Source organism: Thermus thermophilus HB8 (genome assembly GCF_000091545.1).
GTDB classification, from domain to species: Bacteria; Deinococcota; Deinococci; order Deinococcales; family Thermaceae; genus Thermus; species Thermus thermophilus.
In genome coordinates, this window is the sequence record NC_006461.1 from 575,637 (window position 1) to 591,746 (window position 16,110).

12 protein-coding genes and 2 tRNA genes are annotated in these 16,110 nt (G+C 69.1%); 7 read left to right on the top strand and 7 right to left on the bottom strand.

The genetic code is table 11. From position 1 onward, the window contains the following. Window positions 1-34: 34 nt before the first annotated feature. Genes TTH_RS03160 through carB form a run of 5 tightly spaced genes read right to left on the bottom strand, consistent with a single transcriptional unit; the run spans window position 35 to window position 6,690 of the window. Complete coding sequence (locus TTH_RS03160) at window positions 35-1,585, bottom strand: Rqc2 family fibronectin-binding protein (protein WP_011228066.1); 1,551 nt, start codon at window positions 1,583-1,585, stop codon at window positions 35-37. Further along, window positions 1,570-2,337, bottom strand: a complete 768-nt coding sequence (gene trmI / locus TTH_RS03165) for a tRNA (adenine(58)-N(1))-methyltransferase TrmI (RefSeq protein WP_011228067.1) — start codon at window positions 2,335-2,337, stop codon at window positions 1,570-1,572. Before trmI ends, TTH_RS03160 begins: the two co-directional genes overlap by 16 nt. Before the next feature lie 20 nt (window positions 2,338-2,357). Further along, entirely contained in the window at window positions 2,358-3,221 is an 864-nt protein-coding gene (locus tag TTH_RS03170; RefSeq protein ID WP_011228068.1) for a DsbA family protein, read from the bottom strand. Next, window positions 3,218-3,547 carry a cyclic-di-AMP receptor gene (locus TTH_RS03175; RefSeq protein ID WP_008631989.1) on the bottom strand — a complete coding sequence of 110 codons (330 nt, stop codon included), beginning with the start codon at window positions 3,545-3,547 and terminating at the stop codon, window positions 3,218-3,220. Before TTH_RS03175 ends, TTH_RS03170 begins: the two co-directional genes overlap by 4 nt. A gap of 56 nt (window positions 3,548-3,603) precedes the next feature. Further along, the gene (gene carB, locus TTH_RS03180; RefSeq protein WP_011228069.1) at window positions 3,604-6,690 is read right to left on the bottom strand and encodes a carbamoyl-phosphate synthase large subunit; all 3,087 of its coding nucleotides are present in this window, start codon (window positions 6,688-6,690) and stop codon (window positions 3,604-3,606) included. Between the two features lie 120 nt (window positions 6,691-6,810). Between carB and TTH_RS03185 the strand changes: the two genes are divergently transcribed. From TTH_RS03185 to clpX, 6 genes are all read left to right on the top strand, one after another. After that, window positions 6,811-7,095, top strand: a complete 285-nt coding sequence (locus TTH_RS03185; RefSeq protein ID WP_008631991.1) for a rhodanese-like domain-containing protein — start codon at window positions 6,811-6,813, stop codon at window positions 7,093-7,095. A gap of 28 nt (window positions 7,096-7,123) precedes the next feature. Beyond that, window positions 7,124-7,200, top strand: a tRNA-His gene (locus tag TTH_RS03190). A 50-nt stretch (window positions 7,201-7,250) separates the two neighbouring features. Next, window positions 7,251-7,335, top strand: a tRNA-Leu gene (locus tag TTH_RS03195). Between the two features lie 37 nt (window positions 7,336-7,372). Further along, window positions 7,373-8,587 (top strand): trigger factor, encoded by a 1,215-nt coding sequence (tig, locus tag TTH_RS03200; protein ID WP_011228070.1) that lies wholly within the window; start codon window positions 7,373-7,375, stop codon window positions 8,585-8,587. A 65-nt stretch (window positions 8,588-8,652) separates the two neighbouring features. After that, window positions 8,653-9,237, top strand: a complete 585-nt coding sequence (clpP, locus tag TTH_RS03205; RefSeq protein WP_008631995.1) for an ATP-dependent Clp endopeptidase proteolytic subunit ClpP — start codon at window positions 8,653-8,655, stop codon at window positions 9,235-9,237. Then, a complete protein-coding gene (clpX, locus tag TTH_RS03210; RefSeq protein ID WP_011228071.1) occupies window positions 9,224-10,423 on the top strand; it encodes an ATP-dependent Clp protease ATP-binding subunit ClpX in 1,200 nt (399 codons plus the stop codon). Before clpP ends, clpX begins: the two co-directional genes overlap by 14 nt. 26 nt (window positions 10,424-10,449) lie before the next feature. On the opposite strand, the gene TTH_RS03215 is transcribed toward clpX, so the two are convergent. Continuing rightward, entirely contained in the window at window positions 10,450-11,970 is a 1,521-nt protein-coding gene (locus TTH_RS03215) for a nicotinate phosphoribosyltransferase (RefSeq protein WP_011228072.1), read from the bottom strand. A gap of 42 nt (window positions 11,971-12,012) precedes the next feature. Here TTH_RS03215 and metH point away from each other — a divergent pair, with 42 nt between their 5' ends. Next, a complete protein-coding gene (gene metH, locus TTH_RS03220) occupies window positions 12,013-15,570 on the top strand; it encodes a methionine synthase (protein ID WP_011228073.1) in 3,558 nt (1,185 codons plus the stop codon). On the opposite strand, the gene TTH_RS03225 is transcribed toward metH, so the two are convergent. Next, on the bottom strand, window positions 15,567-16,088 hold the full coding sequence (locus TTH_RS03225) for a Uma2 family endonuclease (RefSeq protein ID WP_011228074.1): 522 nt from the start codon (window positions 16,086-16,088) through the stop codon (window positions 15,567-15,569). The two genes, metH and TTH_RS03225, sit on opposite strands and share 4 nt — an antisense overlap. Window positions 16,089-16,110: the final 22 nt, after the last annotated feature.

The window sequence follows — 16,110 nt, forward strand, 5'->3', positions numbered from 1 at the left end:
GTCTTGAGGCCCAGGGAGGAAGCCTAGCGGCGGGCTAGGCTTCCTCCCTGGGCTCGGGGAGAAGCCCCTCCACGAAGAGGGTCTTGGCCTGGGTGTAGAGCACCTGGCCCGGGGCGGCCTTCCTGGGCCGCCACACGTGCTTTTTCCGGGTGTAGTCCACCGGGACCTGCCTCTCTCCCCGGGCCTTGGAGTGGTAGGCGGCGAGCCTCGCGGCGAAGAGGAGGTCCTCCAGGGGCGGGTTCTTCCCCTCGGTTTTCAGGATCACGTGGCTTCCCGGCACCCCTTGGGCGTGGAACCAGAGGTCCTCGGAGTGGGCGGCCCGGGTGAGGAGGTCGTTCTCCTTGGCGTTCCGGCCCACCAGGACCAAAAACCCGGAAGGGGAGGTGTAGCGGAGGCCGACCTTAAGGCCCTTCTCCCCCTTGGGCCTTTGCGCGAGGGCGAGGAGGCCCTCCAGGTCCAGGGTCCTAAGCCTTTCCTTCTCCGCCTCCAGCTCTCGGATCCGGGCCTCGGTCTTGGGGATGAGGTCCAGGGCCTTTTCCGCGAGCTCCTCCAGGCGCCTCGCCCGGTCGTAGAGCTTCCGGGCGTTCTCCTGGGGGGAGAGGGCGGGGTCTAAGGGGATTTCCACGGGCTTCCCGTCAAAGCCCTCGAGGACCACCTTTTCCGCCCCCTTGGGCACCTCCTTGAGCCGGGCGAGGAGGAGGTCGGCCCGCCTCCTCAGGGCCTCGGCCTCCTCCAGGCGCTCTAGGGCCTCCTGGTAGTCGCCAAGCCTCGCCTTGAGCGTCCGGATCTCCCGGTCCAGGGCCTCGAGGAGGGGCTTCCTTAAGGCCTCCTTCTCCTCCTCGGCCCAGCGCCGCCTCAGCTCCTCGGAAAGCTCGGTGCGCAAGGAGGGGTCCTCCACCAGGGTCTTGAGGGCCCGGTACACCCGCCCAAGCCCCGCCTCGTCCAGGGGGGTCTCGGGGGTGAGGCCCGCCCTCCGGGCGAGCTCCCTTAGGAGCTCCTGCCCCACCCCGTCCACGTGCCGGATCACCTCCTTGAGGGGCTTGCCCAGGAGGGGGAGGAGGTCTTCCTCGGCAAGCGTCCTCGGGTCCAGCTTCCGGTAGGGGGGCGGGGGGGTGTAGGGGAGGCCGGGCCTCAGCTCCCGGTAGCGGTTCACCTCCTTGGTGATGACCCGGTCCACCCCGAGGATCCGGCCCTCCTCGTCCAGGAGGAGGAGGTTGGCGTTCCGCCCCGTGGCCTCGAGGACGAGGACCGAAGGGGGGGCGTCCACGAAGCCCTTCTCCCCGGCGAAGCGGAAGAAGGCCACCCGGTCCAGCTTGAGCTGGCTTGCCTCCACCAGGGGCCCCTTGACCCGGGCCTGGAGCTGGCGCTGGAAGGGGGTCTTGGGCTCCCCCTGGAGCCTCCCCGGCTCCAGGGCGAGGCTCGGGGTGGGCGGGCGGTAGTGGAGGACGAGGTTGAAGAGCCGCCCCGTCCGGCCCTTGAGGAGGATGGCCGCCGTCCCCTCCTCGGGGAAGGCGAGGCCGAGGTTCTGGGCGGGGAGCTCCTTCTCAAGCTCCCGCAAGACGGCGTGGATCAGGAGGCCTTCCATCGCCTAAGGGCCACGAGAAAGGCGGTGTGCCCCACCTGCTGGAACCGGGGGTGGGCCACGGGAAGCCTGACCTCCCACTCCCGCCAGCCCACCTCCAAGACCCTTTCCAGCCGGAAGGGGTGGGCCTCAGCGGCCCGGACGAGCTCCAGGACCTGGGTGATGTTGGGCAGGTAGGCCACGAGAAACCGGTCCGGCTTCAGGGCCAGGGCCGCCTTCTCCAGGGCCTTCCAGGGCTCCATCAGGTCCAGGGCCACCCCGTCGTAGGCCGCCTCCTCCAGCTCCGCCTCCTCAAGCTTTCCCAGGTGGAAGCGGACGTTCTCCACCTGCCAGAAGGCCCGGACGTTCCGTTCCGCCTGGGCCAGGTGGTGGGGCCTGGCCTCGTAGCTTTCCACCAGGCCCTTCTCCCCCACGGCCCGGGCCAGGAAGAGGGTGAGGCCCCCGGAGCCCGTGCCCGCCTCGAGGACCCGCATCCCCGGGGCGAGGTCCAGGAGGGTCACCATGGCGCTCGCGTCCTTGGGGTAGGTGGGGGTGGCGCTCCGCTTCATGTGGAGGAGGTACTCCTCCAGGGTCGGGCGGTGGACGGAAAGCTCCTCCCCCAGGTGGGTCCGCACCACCCCCCCGGGGCCCGCCTCGAGGAGGGCCTCGTGGGGGACGCTCCCCTTGTGGTGGTGGAAGACGCCCCCTTCCTTGGGGAAGACCAGGTAGGCCCGGCCCTTGCGGTCTTTGAGGAGTAGCGGTCCCGGCCACGCCACGGGGCACCTCCTCGGGAGGCCTAAAGGGCCTCGGCGAGGGCCAGGTAGTCCCGGTACCGCTCCAGGTCAAAGGGGTTCGGGAGGCGGAAGGGCCCCACGAAGACCGAGGGGGTGCCGGGCAGGCCGAGCCTCTCCGCCAGCGCCCGGTCCGCCTCCACCGGGGCCCGGGAGGCGGGGTCCTCGAGGCAGGCCTGGAAGGCCTTGGGGTCCAAGCCGAGCCGCCTCGCCAGGGCCGGGTAGTCCCACCCGGACCCCGCCATGAGGAGGTCGTGGTAGGCCCAGAAGGCCCCCTGGGCCGCGGCGCACTCGCTGGCCACCGCCGCGGGCACCGCCTCGGGGTGGATCTCGTAGAGGGGAAAGTGGCGGTAGGCGAGGCGGAGCCGCCCTTCCCGGGCCATGGCCTTGAGGGCGGGGAGGACCTCCCGGGCGAGGCGCTGGCAGTAGGGGCACTGGAAGTCGGAGAAGACCCGGACCACCACCCCCTTCTCCCCGAGGACGTGCCGGTCCTCCCCGAAGAGGGCCTCCTCTGTGAGGAGGGGCCGCACCTCCATCTCGGCCCAGGCCCCCACGGCGAGCTTGAGGAGGAAGGCGCCCTCCACGTTGAGCTCCACGGGGCCCCGGCGGAGGAGGGCTTGGTTCTTCCCGTACCAGGCCACGAAGCCCTGGGCGTGGCCCGGCACCCCCGTGGCCGCGGAGAGGATCCGGCCCATGAGGCTTGCGTTCACCGGGCCCTCGTAGCGCACGGCGTAGAGGCGGCCGGACCTGGCCTCCGTCTGGATCCGGGCCCCTTCCGGCAGGGGGCCGGGGGAGAAGCGCTCCAGGGGGGCGGCGATCTGGGCCCAGGCGGCCCCCAGGCCGAGGAGGAGGACGGCGAGGCGCTTCATAGCTTGACGAAGTGCTCCACGGGCAGGACGAAGACCACGGCGCCGCCCACCTGCACCTCCACCGGCTGGGCCAGGAAGGGGTCGGGGGCCTCGGCGAAGGGGAGGCCCCGGGAGACGAGGCGGGTGCGGGTGCGGCACTTCTCCTTGATGAGCTCCAGCACCTCGGGAACCTTCTCGTCCTCCAGGCCGATGAGCAAGGTGGTGTTCCCCTCCCTCAGAAACCCCCCCGTGGAGGCGAGCTTGGTGGACTGGAAGCCCCGCTCCAGGAGGGCCTTGGTGAGCCCGGGGGCGTCCGTGTCCTGGACGATGGCGATGACCAGCTTCATTGGGGCCTATTGTACACGGAGGGCGGGGGGCTTGGGGCCGGGAGGGCTCCAGAACCCTACCCCCGGGGGGCCTTCTGGTGCCAGTCCTGAAGGCTCTGCACCCTAAGGCCGCTTTCCCGCGCCCGCAGGATGGCCTTCAGGCTCCACCACGCCCCCTCCCGGGTGGTGATGAAGGGGAGGCCCCGCTCCACGGCCCGCCTCAGCTCGGGGTCGGGGACGAGGCTTATCAGGAGGTCGTAGTCCTCTCCCTCGGTGAGGGCGAAGCCTGCCTCCTGGTAGAGGGCCTTGAGGTCCTCCAGCCCCTCCCCGATGAACCGCACCCGGCCCGAAAGGGGGAGGCGTTGCCCGGCCCCGAGCTCCGCCTTGTAGTAGGCGAGGTAGGGGTCCTGGTCTATCCCCATGCTCTCCCCCGTGGAGCGCATCTCCGGCCCGAGCTCGGGGATGACCCCGGGGAACTTGATCCAGGGGATGACCACCTCCTTGGCGGCGTAGTAGGGGGGGACGGGGTCCAGGTCGCGCACGCCGAGCTCTTTTAGGGTCTTCCCCACGGCGATGAGGGCGGCGAGCTTGGCCAGGGGGACGCCGATGGCCTTGGAGACGAAGGGTACGGTGCGGGAGGCGCGGGGGTTGGCCTCGAGGACGTACACCTCCTCCCCCACCACGGCGTACTGCACGTTCAGAAGCCCCCGCACCCCGAGGGCGAGGGCCAGGCGGCGGGTGTAGTCCCGGACCTTCTTCAGGGCCTCCTCGGGGACGTGGACGGGGGGAAGGAGGGTGGCCGAGTCCCCGGAGTGGACCCCGGCCCGCTCCACGTGCTCCATGATCCCGGCCACCATGACCTCCTGCCCGTCCGAGAGGGCGTCCACGTCCAGCTCTACGGCCCCCTCCAGGAAGCGGTCCAGGAGGATGGAGGGCCTCTCCTCCAGGGGGGCGTAGACCTCCTCCAGGTAGCGCTTAAGCTCCCCCTCGTCCCGCACCACCTGCATGGCCCGCCCCCCCAGGACGTAGCTCGGGCGGACGAGGAGGGGGAAGCCCACCTCCGGGGCGAGCCTCAGGGCCTCCTCGGGGCTTTGGGCCACCCGGCCCTCGGGCTGGGGGATGCCGAGCCTCTGGCAGAGGGCGTGGAAGGCCTCCCGGTCCTCCGCCTGGTGGATGGCGCTAAAGGGGGTGCCGAGGAGCCTCACCCCGGCCTCCTCCAGGCCCTTGGCGAGCTTCAGGGGGGTCTGCCCCCCCAGGGTGGCGATGACCCCGATGGGCTTCTCGTGCTCCACGATGTTGAGGACGTCCTCCAGGGTCAAGGGCTCAAAGTAGAGGCGGTCGGCGGTGTCGTAGTCGGTGGAGACGGTCTCCGGGTTGGAGTTCACCATGATGGTCTCGTACCCCGCCTCCTTCAGGGCCCAGACGGCGTGGACCGTGGCGTAGTCAAACTCCACCCCCTGCCCGATCCTTATGGGCCCCGAGCCCAGGATCACCACCTTAGGCTTTTGCGAGGGCCAGACCTCGTCCTCCAGCTCGTAGGTGGAGTAGTGGTAGGGGGTGTAGGCCTCAAACTCGGCGGCGCAGGTGTCCACCGTCTTGTAGACGGGCACCACCCCTAGGGCCTTCCTCTCGGCCCGCACCTCCTTTTCCCCCTTCCCCACAAGCTCTCCGATCCTCCGGTCGGTGAGGCCGAGCCCCTTGTAGAAGCGCCAGTCCTCCCGGTCCTTGGGGGGGTGGGTTTTGAGCCACTCCTCCGCCTCCACCACCTCCTTCATCTGGTGGAGGAACCAGGGGTCTATCCGGGTGGCCTGGTAAAGCTCCTCCACGGGCATCCCCCGCCTAAGGAGCTCCATGACGGCGTAGACCCGGTCCGGGTTGGGGTAGAGCTTCTTCTCCAGCTCCTCCGTCCTGACCCCGGCGAGGGCCCTCACGTCCCGCTCCAGGCCCCTCAGGGCCTTCATCAGCGCCTCCTTGAAGGTGCGGCCGATGGCCATCACCTCCCCCACGGACTTCATCTGGGTGGTGAGCTCGTCCTTGAGCTCCCCCAGGGTGTTCCTCAAGGGGCGGAACTTCTCAAAGGCGAAGCGGGGGATCTTCACCACCACGTAGTCAATGGTGGGCTCAAAGGAGGCCGGGGTCTTGCGGGTGATGTCGTTGGGGAGCTCGTCCAGACGGTACCCCACGGCGAGGAGGGCGGCGATCTTGGCGATGGGGAAGCCCGTGGCCTTGGAGGCGAGGGCGCTTGAGCGGGAGACCCGGGGGTTCATCTCAATGACCACCTGGCGGCCCGTCTTCGGGTCCACGGCGAACTGGATGTTGGACCCCCCCGTCTCCACCCCGATCTCCCGGATGATGGCCTTGGCGGCGTCCCGCATCCTCTGGTACTCCACGTCGGAGAGGGTCTGGGCCGGGGCCACGGTGATGGAGTCCCCCGTGTGGACGCCCATGGGGTCCACGTTCTCAATGCTGGTGATGATGACGACGGTGTCGGCGTGGTCCCGCATCACCTCCAGCTCAAACTCCTTCCAGCCCAGGACCGACTCCTCCACGAGGGCGGTGTGGACGGGGGAGAGGGTGAGGCCGCGGGAAAGGACCTCCACGAGCTCCGCCTCGTCGTGGGCGATCCCGCCCCCCGTGCCTCCCAGGGTGAAGGAGGGGCGGACGACCACGGGGAAGCCCACCTCCCGGGCGAAGTGGAGGCCCTCCTCTACGCTCCCCACAAGCTGCCCCCTGGGCACCTCGAGGCCGATCCTCTGCATGGCCTCCTGGAAGGCCTCCCGGTCCTCCCCCTTCCTTATGGCCTCCGCCTTGGCCCCGATGAGCTCCACGCCATATTTTTGCAGGATGCCCTCCTCGTGGAGGGCCATGGCCAGGTTGAGGCCCGTCTGCCCCCCCAGGGTGGGAAGGAGGGCGTCGGGGGCCTCCCGGGCGAGGATGCCCTCCAGGTGTTCCAGGTCTAGAGGCTCAATGTAGGTCCTTTCGGCGAGCTCCGGGTCGGTCATGATGGTGGCGGGGTTGGAGTTCACCAGGACCACCCGGTAGCCCGCCCCCCTCAGGGCCTTCACCGCCTGGGTTCCCGAGTAGTCAAACTCGGCCGCCTGGCCGATGGTGATGGGCCCGGAACCGATGATGAGGATCTTCTTCAGGTCTCTCCGCGGCGGCATCGTGCACCCGGTGGAAGAGGATAGCATGAAGCCGCGGGCGAGGACCAGGGGCTGTGGCATAAATATGCAATAGGGCCCTGGGGCTGGACGGAGGGCGGGGGGCGGGGTAGCCTGGAAGGCGTGCGGAAGGTGCGCCCCGAGGAGCTCCCCGCCCTCTTGGAGGAGGGCGTCCTTGTGGTGGACGTCCGCCCCGCGGACCGCAGGAGCACGCCCCTCCCCTTCGCCGCCGAGTGGGTTCCTTTGGAGAAGATCCAGAAGGGGGAGCACGGCCTGCCCCGTAGGCCCCTCCTCTTGGTCTGCGAAAAGGGCCTCTTGAGCCAGGTGGCGGCCCTCTACCTGGAGGCCGAGGGGTACGAGGCCATGAGCCTCGAGGGCGGCCTCCAGGCCTTGACGCAAGGGAAGTAGCCCCGTAGAATGGCGGATGCTGAGCGCGGTGAGCGTAGCTCAGCTGGTTAGAGCACCGGACTGTGGATCCGGGGGTCGTGGGTTCAAGTCCCATCGCTCACCCCAAGCCGCCACCCCGAAAGGGGTGGTATTTTAAAGGGGGGGGTCGCCCCCATGCGAGGATGGCGGAATCGGTAGACGCGCCGGACTTAGGATCCGGTGGGGCAACCCGTGCGGGTTCAAGTCCCGCTCCTCGCACCATCCGGGCGGCCCCCCTTTCATCGGGACGAGGTGAAACGTGGCGGAGATCCTGGAGCGTTCCGGCTATCTGGTCAAGGTGCGGGTGGAGGTGCCCGCCGACCGGGTGAAGGCGAGCTACGAGGCCCTGCTTAAGGACCTCGCCTCCCGGGTGCGGGTGCCCGGCTTCCGGCCGGGCAAGGCCCCCCTGAAGGTGGTGGAGGCCCGCCTGGGCCGGGAGGCGCTCCTCCAAGACCTTAAGGAGCGCCTGGTGGAGGAGACCTACCCCGAGGCGGTGCGGGAGCTCGGCCTAAGCCCCGTGGCCGCCCGCGTGGTGGAGCAGGACCTGAGCGAGGGGGAGGGCTTCCGCTACGTGGCCGAGGTGGAGAACTACCCCGAGGTGAGGCTTCCCGACTGGCGGAGCTTCGCCTTGGAGGTCTCCCCGCCCGAGGTCACCGAGGAGATGGTGGAGAAGGCCCTGGAGGAGCTCCGCCAGCGCTACGCCGAGCTCGTCCCCGTGGAGCGGGAGGCCCAGGAAAAGGACCACCTCTTCGTCCGCACCGAGGAGGGGGCGGAGTTCCCCATTGACCTCGCTAAAGCCCTTCCCCACGTGCGGGAGGCCCTCCTCGGCAAGAAGGCGGGGGACGTGGTCATGGTCCCCGTGCTGAACGACAAGGGCGAGAAGGTGCGGGAGGTCAGGACCGAGGTCCTCGAGGTCAAGACCCTGAAGCTCCCCGAGCTGGACGAGGAGTTCGCCAAGACCCTGGAGGCGGAAAGCCTCGAGGACCTCAAAAACCGGGTGCGGGAAAGCCTCAAGCGCCAGGCGGAGCGGGCCTACGAGGAGGCCAGGGAGCGGGCCTTCTTGGAGAAGCTCGCCGAGGGCCTGGAGGTGGAGATCCCCCCTTCCATGCTCCGGGCGGAGGAGCGCCACCTCCTGGAGCACCTGGCCGAGGACCTCTACCGGCAGGGGATCAGCCTGGAGGCCTACCTCGAGGCCCTGAAGGAGAAGGGGGAGTTGGAGAAGTTCCAGGAGGACCTGCGCAAGGAGGCGGAGAAGCGGGTCCGCATCGCCCTCGCCCGGGAGAAGCTCGCCGAGGAGCTCAACCCCGAGGTCTCCGAGGAGGAGTGGCAGGCCTACCTCCAGGCCGCGGCCCGGGCCTACGGCGTTGCCGTCCAGGACCTTCGCCGCCAGTTCGGCGAGGAGGGCCTCGCCCGGCTTAAGGAGCGCCTCCGCCAGGACAAGGCGGTGCAGGAGGCCCTGAAGGCCCTGGGCTGAGGGCCTGGAACATGGTGGCCCAGGGGGGTTTCCCCCCTGGGTCTGCCGCTAAACTAAGGATTGGTATGGTCATACCCTACGTCATTGAGCAGACGGCCCGCGGCGAGCGCGTCTACGACATCTACTCCCGCCTCCTCAAGGACCGCATCATCTTCCTGGGCACCCCCATAGACGCCCAGGTGGCCAACGTGGTGGTGGCCCAGCTCCTCTTCCTGGACGCCCAGAACCCCAACCAGGAGATCAAGCTCTACATCAACTCCCCCGGGGGCGAGGTGGACGCGGGCCTCGCCATCTACGACACCATGCAGTTCGTCCGGGCCCCCGTGTCCACCATCGTCATCGGCATGGCGGCCAGCATGGCCGCGGTGATCCTGGCGGCGGGGGAGAAGGGCCGCCGCTACGCCCTTCCCCACGCCAAGGTCATGATCCATCAGCCCTGGGGTGGGGTGCGGGGGACGGCGAGCGACATCGCCATCCAGGCCCAGGAGATCCTGAAGGCGAAGAAGCTCCTCAACGAGATCCTGGCCAAGCACACCGGCCAGCCCCTGGAGAAGGTGGAGAAGGACACGGACCGGGACTACTACCTCTCGGCCCAGGAGGCCCTGGAGTACGGCCTCATTGACCAGGTGGTGACCCGTGAAGAGGCCTAGGCCCCACTGCAGCTTCTGCGGCCTCCGCCCCCCCGAGACGGGGCGGCTTCTGGAAAGCCCCCTTGAGGACGTCTACATCTGCGAGGACTGCGTGGAAAGGGCCCAGGAGATCCTGGCCCAGGAGGAGCGCCGCGCCCCCAAGGGGCCGAGCCGCCTCCCCCGGCCCCAGGAGATCAAGGCCCACCTGGACCAGTACGTGGTGGGGCAGGAGGCGGCCAAAAGGGCCCTAAGCGTGGCCGTCTACAACCACTACAAGCGGCTCCTCCACCCCGAGGCGGAGATCGGCAAGGCCAACATCCTCCTCATCGGCCCCACGGGCACGGGCAAGACCCTCCTCGCCGAAACCCTGGCCCGCTTCCTGGACGTGCCCTTCGCCATCGCCGACGCCACCACCCTCACCGAGGCCGGGTACGTGGGCGAGGACGTGGAGAACGTCCTCCTCCGCCTCTTGCAGAACGCCGACTTTGACGTGGAGCGGGCGGAGATGGGCATCGTCTACATTGACGAGATTGACAAGATCGCCCGCAAGTCGGAAAACCCCTCCCTCACCCGGGACGTCTCCGGGGAGGGGGTGCAGCAGGCCCTCCTGAAGATCATTGAGGGGACCGTGGCCAACGTCCCGCCCCAGGGAGGGAGGAAGCACCCCCACCAGGAGTTCATCCCGGTGAACACCAAGAACATCCTCTTTATCCTGGGCGGGGCCTTTGAGGGGCTGGAGAACATCGTCAAGGCCCGGGTGGGAAAGACCACCATCGGCTTCACCGGGGGGAGGAGGGAGCGGGAGGAGCCCCTGGAGGTCATCCCTGAGGACCTCATCAAGTTCGGCATGATCCCCGAGTTCGTGGGGCGGGCCCCCCTCATCGTCCAGCTCCACCCCCTCACGGAGGACGACCTGGTGCGCATCCTCACCGAGCCCAAGAACGCCCTGGTGAAGCAGTACCAGGAGCTCTTCCGCATGGAGGGCATAGAGCTCCGCTTCACCCAGGCGGCCCTCAAGGAGGTGGCCCGGCGCGCCCTCAAGCGGGGCACGGGGGCGAGGGGCCTCAGGGCCATCCTGGAGAAGGCCATGGTGGACCTGATGTTTGAGGCCCCGGGGAGCGGGGTGCGGGAGATCGTCTTTGACCTCCCCCACCTGGACCACCCCCTGAAGGCCCTCGAGGAGGCCAGGCTCCGGCAGGCCTCCTAAGGGCGACCAAGCCCCTTTTGGGGGGCTTAGCCCTCGAGCCGCCGCACCAATTCCTCCTTCAGGGCGAAAAGCCTCTCCGTGAGGGAGACGTGGTAGACGTGGGGGTTCACGAGCCGCCGCACCCCGGGGTCCAGGAGGGCCACGTCCCGGTCCCGGCGCTTCCTGAGTTCTTCCAGGGGAAGGGGGGGGAAGAGCCTCCTTCCCCGGTAGACCTCCTCCAGGAGGGGCTCGAGCCGGAAGCTTCCCGGCCTTAAGGTGCGCCTTTTGGTGGGGTCCGTGGGGTGGCGGAGGGTGAGGGGGGCGTCCTCCCGCACCTCCTCCTCGGCCAGGGCCAAAAGGTCGGCGGTGGCGAGGCCCCGCTCGTCGTAGACCCGATAGACCCGCTTGTGCCCCGGGTTTAAGACCTTCTCCAGGGAGTTGGAGACCTTCATCGCCGGGGCCCAGGTGCCGTTTTCCCGCACCGCCACCAGCTTGTAGACCCCGCCCAGGGCCGGGGCGCCCCAGGAGACCACCATCCTCGTCCCCACCCCGTAGACCAGGCGCTTGAGGAGGCGGTCGGGGTCCACCCCGTAGCGGGGGGCCTCCTCCAGGATCTGGCTTTTGATCTGCCAGATGACGAGCTCGTCCAGGTCCCCGGAGAGGACGATGAGGACCTCGGGAAACCCCGCCCTGTCCAGCTCCCTGGCCACCTGGATGGCGAGGTGGGCCAGGTCCCCGGAGTCTATGCGCACCCCTACGGGCCTGTGCCCCTTGCGCCTAAGCTCCTCAAAGACCCGGATGGCGTGGGGAAGCCCTGAGTGGAGGGTGTCCACGGTGTCCAGAAGGAGGATGGCGTCGTCGGGGAAGACCTCGGCGAAGGCCCGGAAGGCGTCCTCCTCGCTGTACCCCAGGGCCATGAAGGCCTGGACCAGGCTGTGGGCGTGGGTGCCGGAGGCGGGAAGGCCCAGGAGGTGGGAGAGGCTCACGGCGCTAGAGCGGTTCGCCCCCCCGATGAGGCTCGCCCGGGTGGCGCTCTCCCCGCCCTTGGCGGGGGCGCGGCGGAGGCCGAACTCCAGGACCACGGCCTCCCCCGCCGCCTCCCGCACCCGGCTCGCCTTGGTGGCGATGAGGGTCTCGTAGTTGAGGCGGTTCAGGAGGGCGGTCTCCAGGAGCTGGGCCTGGAGGAGGGGGCCCTCCACGCTCACCAGGGGCACCTGGGGGTGGGCCACGCGCCCCTCGGGGAGGGCCCTTAGGGTGAGGCCGGAAAACCCGCCCATCGCCTTGAGGTAGCGGAGGTAGTCCTCGGCGAAGAGGGGCTTCCCCGAGCGGCTTTTGAGGTTGCGGAGGGCCGCGATCTCCTCCTCGCCGAAGCGGGCTTCCTCCATCCAGCTTAGGAGGGGGTCCAGCCCGGCGAAGACGGTGTAGCCCGCCTGGTGGGCCCCGTAGTCGGGGTTTCTCCGGTAGAAGGCCTCAAAGAGGGCCTCCTTCTCGTGGAGGCCCATGCGGAAGTAGACCTGGCCCATGGTGAGCTGGTAGAGGTCGGTGTAGAGGATGCCGAAGGGGTCCATGGGCCTAGCATAGCCCCGCCCGGTTCGCTACACTAGCGGGATATGGTGGAGGTCCACGCCTGCAGCCCCGGATGCCGCCACCACCTCGGGGGGGCGGGCTGGGGGGATGCCCCCTTGGTGCGCCTCGGCTACAACAAGGAGGCCCGGGCGAAGAAGTTTCCCTACCTCAAGGCCCTTCTGGAGAGGCCCCTGGTCTTTGACGGGGCCATGGGCACGGAGCTCCAGAAGAGGGACCTCACCCCCGAGGACTACGGCGGGGAGGCCTATTTCGGCTGCCCCGAGGTCCTAAACCGCACCCGGCCCGAGGTGGTGCGGGAGATCCACCTCGCCTACCTCGAGGCCGGGGCCGAGGTCATAGAGACCAACACCTTCGGGGCCCTGCGCCACGTCCTCGCCGAGTACGGCCTGGAGGAGGCGGCGGAGGAGCTCGCCTTCCTCGGGGCCAGGATCGCCCGGGAGGCCGCCGACCCCCACGGGGCCTTCGTGGCGGGGGCCTTGGGCCCGGGCACCAAGCTCGTCTCCCTGGGCCAGATCTCCTGGGACGCGCTCTACCGGGCCTACAAGGAGGCGGCACGGGGGCTTCTTAAGGGCGGGGTGGACCTCATCCTCTTGGAGACCGCCCAGGACATCCTCCAGGTGCGCTGCGCCGTCTTGGCGGTGCGGGAGGCCATGGCCGAGGTGGGCCGGGAGGTGCCCCTCCAGGTCCAGGTGACCTTTGAGGCCACGGGGACGATGCTCGTGGGCACGGACGAGCAGGCGGCCCTGGCCGCCCTGGAGAGCCTCCCCGTGGACGTGGTGGGGATGAACTGCGCCACGGGCCCCGACCTCATGGACAGCAAGGTGCGCTACTTCGCCGAGCACAGCACCCGCTTCGTCTCCTGCCTCCCGAACGCGGGCCTGCCCCGGAACGAGGGGGGGAGGGTGGTCTACGACCTCACCCCCGAGGAGCTCGCCAAGTGGCACCTCAAGTTCGTGGCCGAGTACGGGGTGAACGCCGTGGGGGGATGCTGCGGCACGGGGCCCGAGCACATCAGGAAGGTGGCCGAGGCGGTGAAGGGGCTCGCCCCGAAGCCAAGGCCTGAAAGCTTCCCTCCCCAGGTGGCCTCCTTGTACCAGGCGGTGTCCCTCAAGCAGGAGGCGAGCCTTTTCCTCGTGGGGGAGAGGCTCAACGCCACGGGGAGCAAGCGCTTCCGGGAGATGCTCTTCGCGAGAGACCTCGAGGGCATCCTCGCCCTCGCCCGGGAGCAGGTGGAGGAGGGGGCCCACGCCCTGGACCTCAGCGTGGCCTGGACGGGGCGGGACGAGCTTGAGGACCTCCGGTGGCTCCTTCCCCATCTCGCCACCGCCCTTACCGTCCCCGTCATGGTGGACTCCACCTCCCCTGAGGCCATGGAGCTCGCCCTCAAATACCTCCCGGGCCGGGTCCTCCTGAACTCCGCCAACCTCGAGGATGGCCTAGAGCGCTTTGACCGGGTGGCCTCCCTGGCCAAGGCCCACGGGGCGGCCCTCGTGGTCCTCGCCATTGACGAGAAGGGGATGGCCAAGACCCGGGAGGAGAAGGTGCGGGTGGCCCTGAGGATGTACGAGCGCCTCACGGAGCACCACGGCCTCCGCCCCGAGGACCTCCTCTTTGACCTCCTCACCTTCCCCATCACCCAAGGGGACGAGGAGAGCCGCCCTCTCGCCAAGGAGACCCTCCTCGCCATGGAGGAGCTACGGGAGAGGCTTCCCGGGGTGGGGTTCGTCCTCGGGGTCTCCAACGTCTCCTTCGGGCTCAAGCCCAGGGCGAGGCGGGTCCTCAACTCCGTCTTCCTGGACGAGGCGAGGAAACGGGGCCTCACCGCGGCCATCGTGGACGCGGGGAAGATCCTCCCCATAAGCCAGATCCCCGAGGAGGCCTACGCCCTCGCCTTAGACCTCATCTACGACCGCCGCAAGGAGGGCTTTGACCCCCTCCTCGCCTTCATGGCCTACTTTGAGGCCCACAAGGAGGACCCGGGGAAGAGGGAGGACGCCTTCCTGGCCCTTCCCCTCCTGGAGAGGCTCAAGCGCCGCGTGGTGGAGGGGAGGAAGCAGGGCCTCGAGGCCGACCTGGAGGAGGCCCTAAAGGCGGGGCACAAGCCCTTGGACCTCATCAACGGCCCCCTCCTCGCGGGGATGAAGGAGGTGGGGGACCTCTTCGGGGCGGGGAAGATGCAGCTCCCCTTCGTCCTCCAGGCCGCCGAGGTGATGAAGCGGGCGGTGGCCTACCTCGAGCCCCACATGGAGAAGAAGGGGGAGGGCAAGGGCACCCTGGTCCTCGCCACCGTCAAGGGGGACGTGCACGACATCGGCAAGAACCTGGTGGACATCATCCTCAGCAACAACGGCTACCGGGTGGTGAACCTGGGGATCAAGGTGCCCATTGAGGAGATCCTGAAGGCCGTGGAGGCGCACAAGCCCCACGCCGTGGGCATGTCGGGCCTCCTGGTGAAGAGCACCCTGGTGATGAAGGAGAACCTGGAGTACATGCGGGATAGGGGCTACACCCTCCCCGTGATCCTGGGCGGGGCCGCCCTCACCCGGAGCTACGTGGAGGAGCTTAGGGCCATCTACCCCAACGTCTACTACGCCGAGGACGCCTTTGAGGGCTTAAGGCTCATGGAGGAGCTCACGGGCCACGCCCCTCCCGAGCTCACCCGGAAGGCCCCAGCTAGGCCCAAGCGGGAGGCCCCCAAGGTGGCGCCCCGCGCTCGGCCCGTGGGGGAGGCCCCCGCCGTCCCCCGGCCCCCCTTCTTCGGCGTGCGGGTGGAGGAAGGCTTGGACCTCGCCACCATCGCCCACTACGTCAACAAGCTCGCCCTCTACCGGGGCCAGTGGGGCTACAGCCGCAAGGGGCTTTCCCGGGAGGCGTGGCAGGCCCTGGTGGAGCGGGAGGCGGAGCCCGTCTTCCAGAGGCTCCTCAAGGAGGCCATGGCGGAAGGGTGGCTTGAACCCAAGGTCCTCTACGGCTTCTTCCCCGTGGCCCGGGAGGGGGAGGAGCTTCTCGTCTTCTCCCCAGAGACGGGGGAGGTGCTGGAACGCTTCCGCTTCCCCCGGCAGAAGGGCGGGGGCCTGAGCCTCGTGGACTACTTCCGCCCCCGCTTCGCCGCGCCTTTGGGGGACGAGGCGGACTGGATGCCCAAGGAGGCCTTCCGGGCGGGGGCCCGGGACGTCCTCGGGGTCCAGCTCGTCACCATGGGGGAAGCCCCTTCCCGAAAGGCCCAGGCCCTCTTTGCGTCCGGGGCCTACCAGGACTACCTCTTCGTCCACGGCTTCAGCGTGGAGATGACCGAGGCCCTGGCGGAGTACTGGCACAAAAGGATGCGGCAGATGTGGGGCATCGCCCACCAGGACGCCACCGAGATCCAGAAGCTCTTCCAGCAGGGCTACCAGGGGGCCCGCTACTCCTTCGGCTACCCCGCCTGCCCGGACCTCGCCGACCAGGCCAAGCTGGACCGGCTCATGGGCTTCCACCGGGTGGGGGTCCGCCTCACGGAGAACTTCCAGCTGGAGCCGGAGCACGCCACCAGCGCCCTCGTGGTCCACCACCCCGAGGCCCGCTACTTCAGCGTGGACTAGACCCACCAGGGAAGCTTCTTCCCGGGGAAGGCCTTGGGGGCCACCTCCTCCCCCTTGGGGTGGCGCTCGGGGAGGTGGTGGGGGAAGGCGTAGCTTTCCAGCGCTTCCTCCGGCAGGTTGACGATCCAGACCTCGGGGATGCCCGCCTTTTGGTAGAGGGGGAGCTTGAGGGCGCGGTCCTGGACCAGGGTGGTCTCGGCCACCTCCACCACCAAAAGGGCGTCTTCCGGCCCGGGGTCCCTCTCCCGGTAGGCCTCGAGGGGCGGACGCAGGAGGACGAGGTCGGGCACAGGCTCGGAGGTCTCGGAGGGAGGAAGGGGGCGCTGCACCATGACCACGGCCTCCCTTCCCAGGGCCTTTTGGAAGAGCCGGTCCAGGTGCATCGCGTAGAGGCGGTGCCTTTTCCCCATGGGCGACACGGCGTAGATCTCCCCTTCCAGAAGCTCCACCCGCTCAGGTAAGGCCCCGGCCTCGTAGGCCTTGCGGTAGGCCTCCACGGTGAAGCGGGGCTTGACCATCCTTGCCCTCAATATACTGCGC

Bases quoted from the DNA above. Each gene is read 5' to 3' on its own strand.
- TTH_RS03170 (WP_011228068.1), bottom strand. From the start codon at position 3,221: ATGAAGCGCCTCGCCGTCCTCCTCCTCGGCCTGGGGGCCGCCTGGGCC.
- TTH_RS03215 (WP_011228072.1), bottom strand. From the start codon at position 11,970: ATGGACCCCTTCGGCATCCTCTACACCGACCTCTACCAGCTCACCATG.
- clpP (WP_008631995.1), top strand. From the start codon at position 8,653: ATGGTCATACCCTACGTCATTGAGCAGACGGCCCGCGGCGAGCGCGTC.
- TTH_RS03160 (WP_011228066.1), bottom strand. From the start codon at position 1,585: ATGGAAGGCCTCCTGATCCACGCCGTCTTGCGGGAGCTTGAGAAGGAG.
- TTH_RS03225 (WP_011228074.1), bottom strand. From the start codon at position 16,088: ATGGTCAAGCCCCGCTTCACCGTGGAGGCCTACCGCAAGGCCTACGAG.
- TTH_RS03175 (WP_008631989.1), bottom strand. From the start codon at position 3,547: ATGAAGCTGGTCATCGCCATCGTCCAGGACACGGACGCCCCCGGGCTC.
- metH (WP_011228073.1), top strand. From the start codon at position 12,013: ATGGTGGAGGTCCACGCCTGCAGCCCCGGATGCCGCCACCACCTCGGG.
- carB (WP_011228069.1), bottom strand. From the start codon at position 6,690: ATGCCGCCGCGGAGAGACCTGAAGAAGATCCTCATCATCGGTTCCGGG.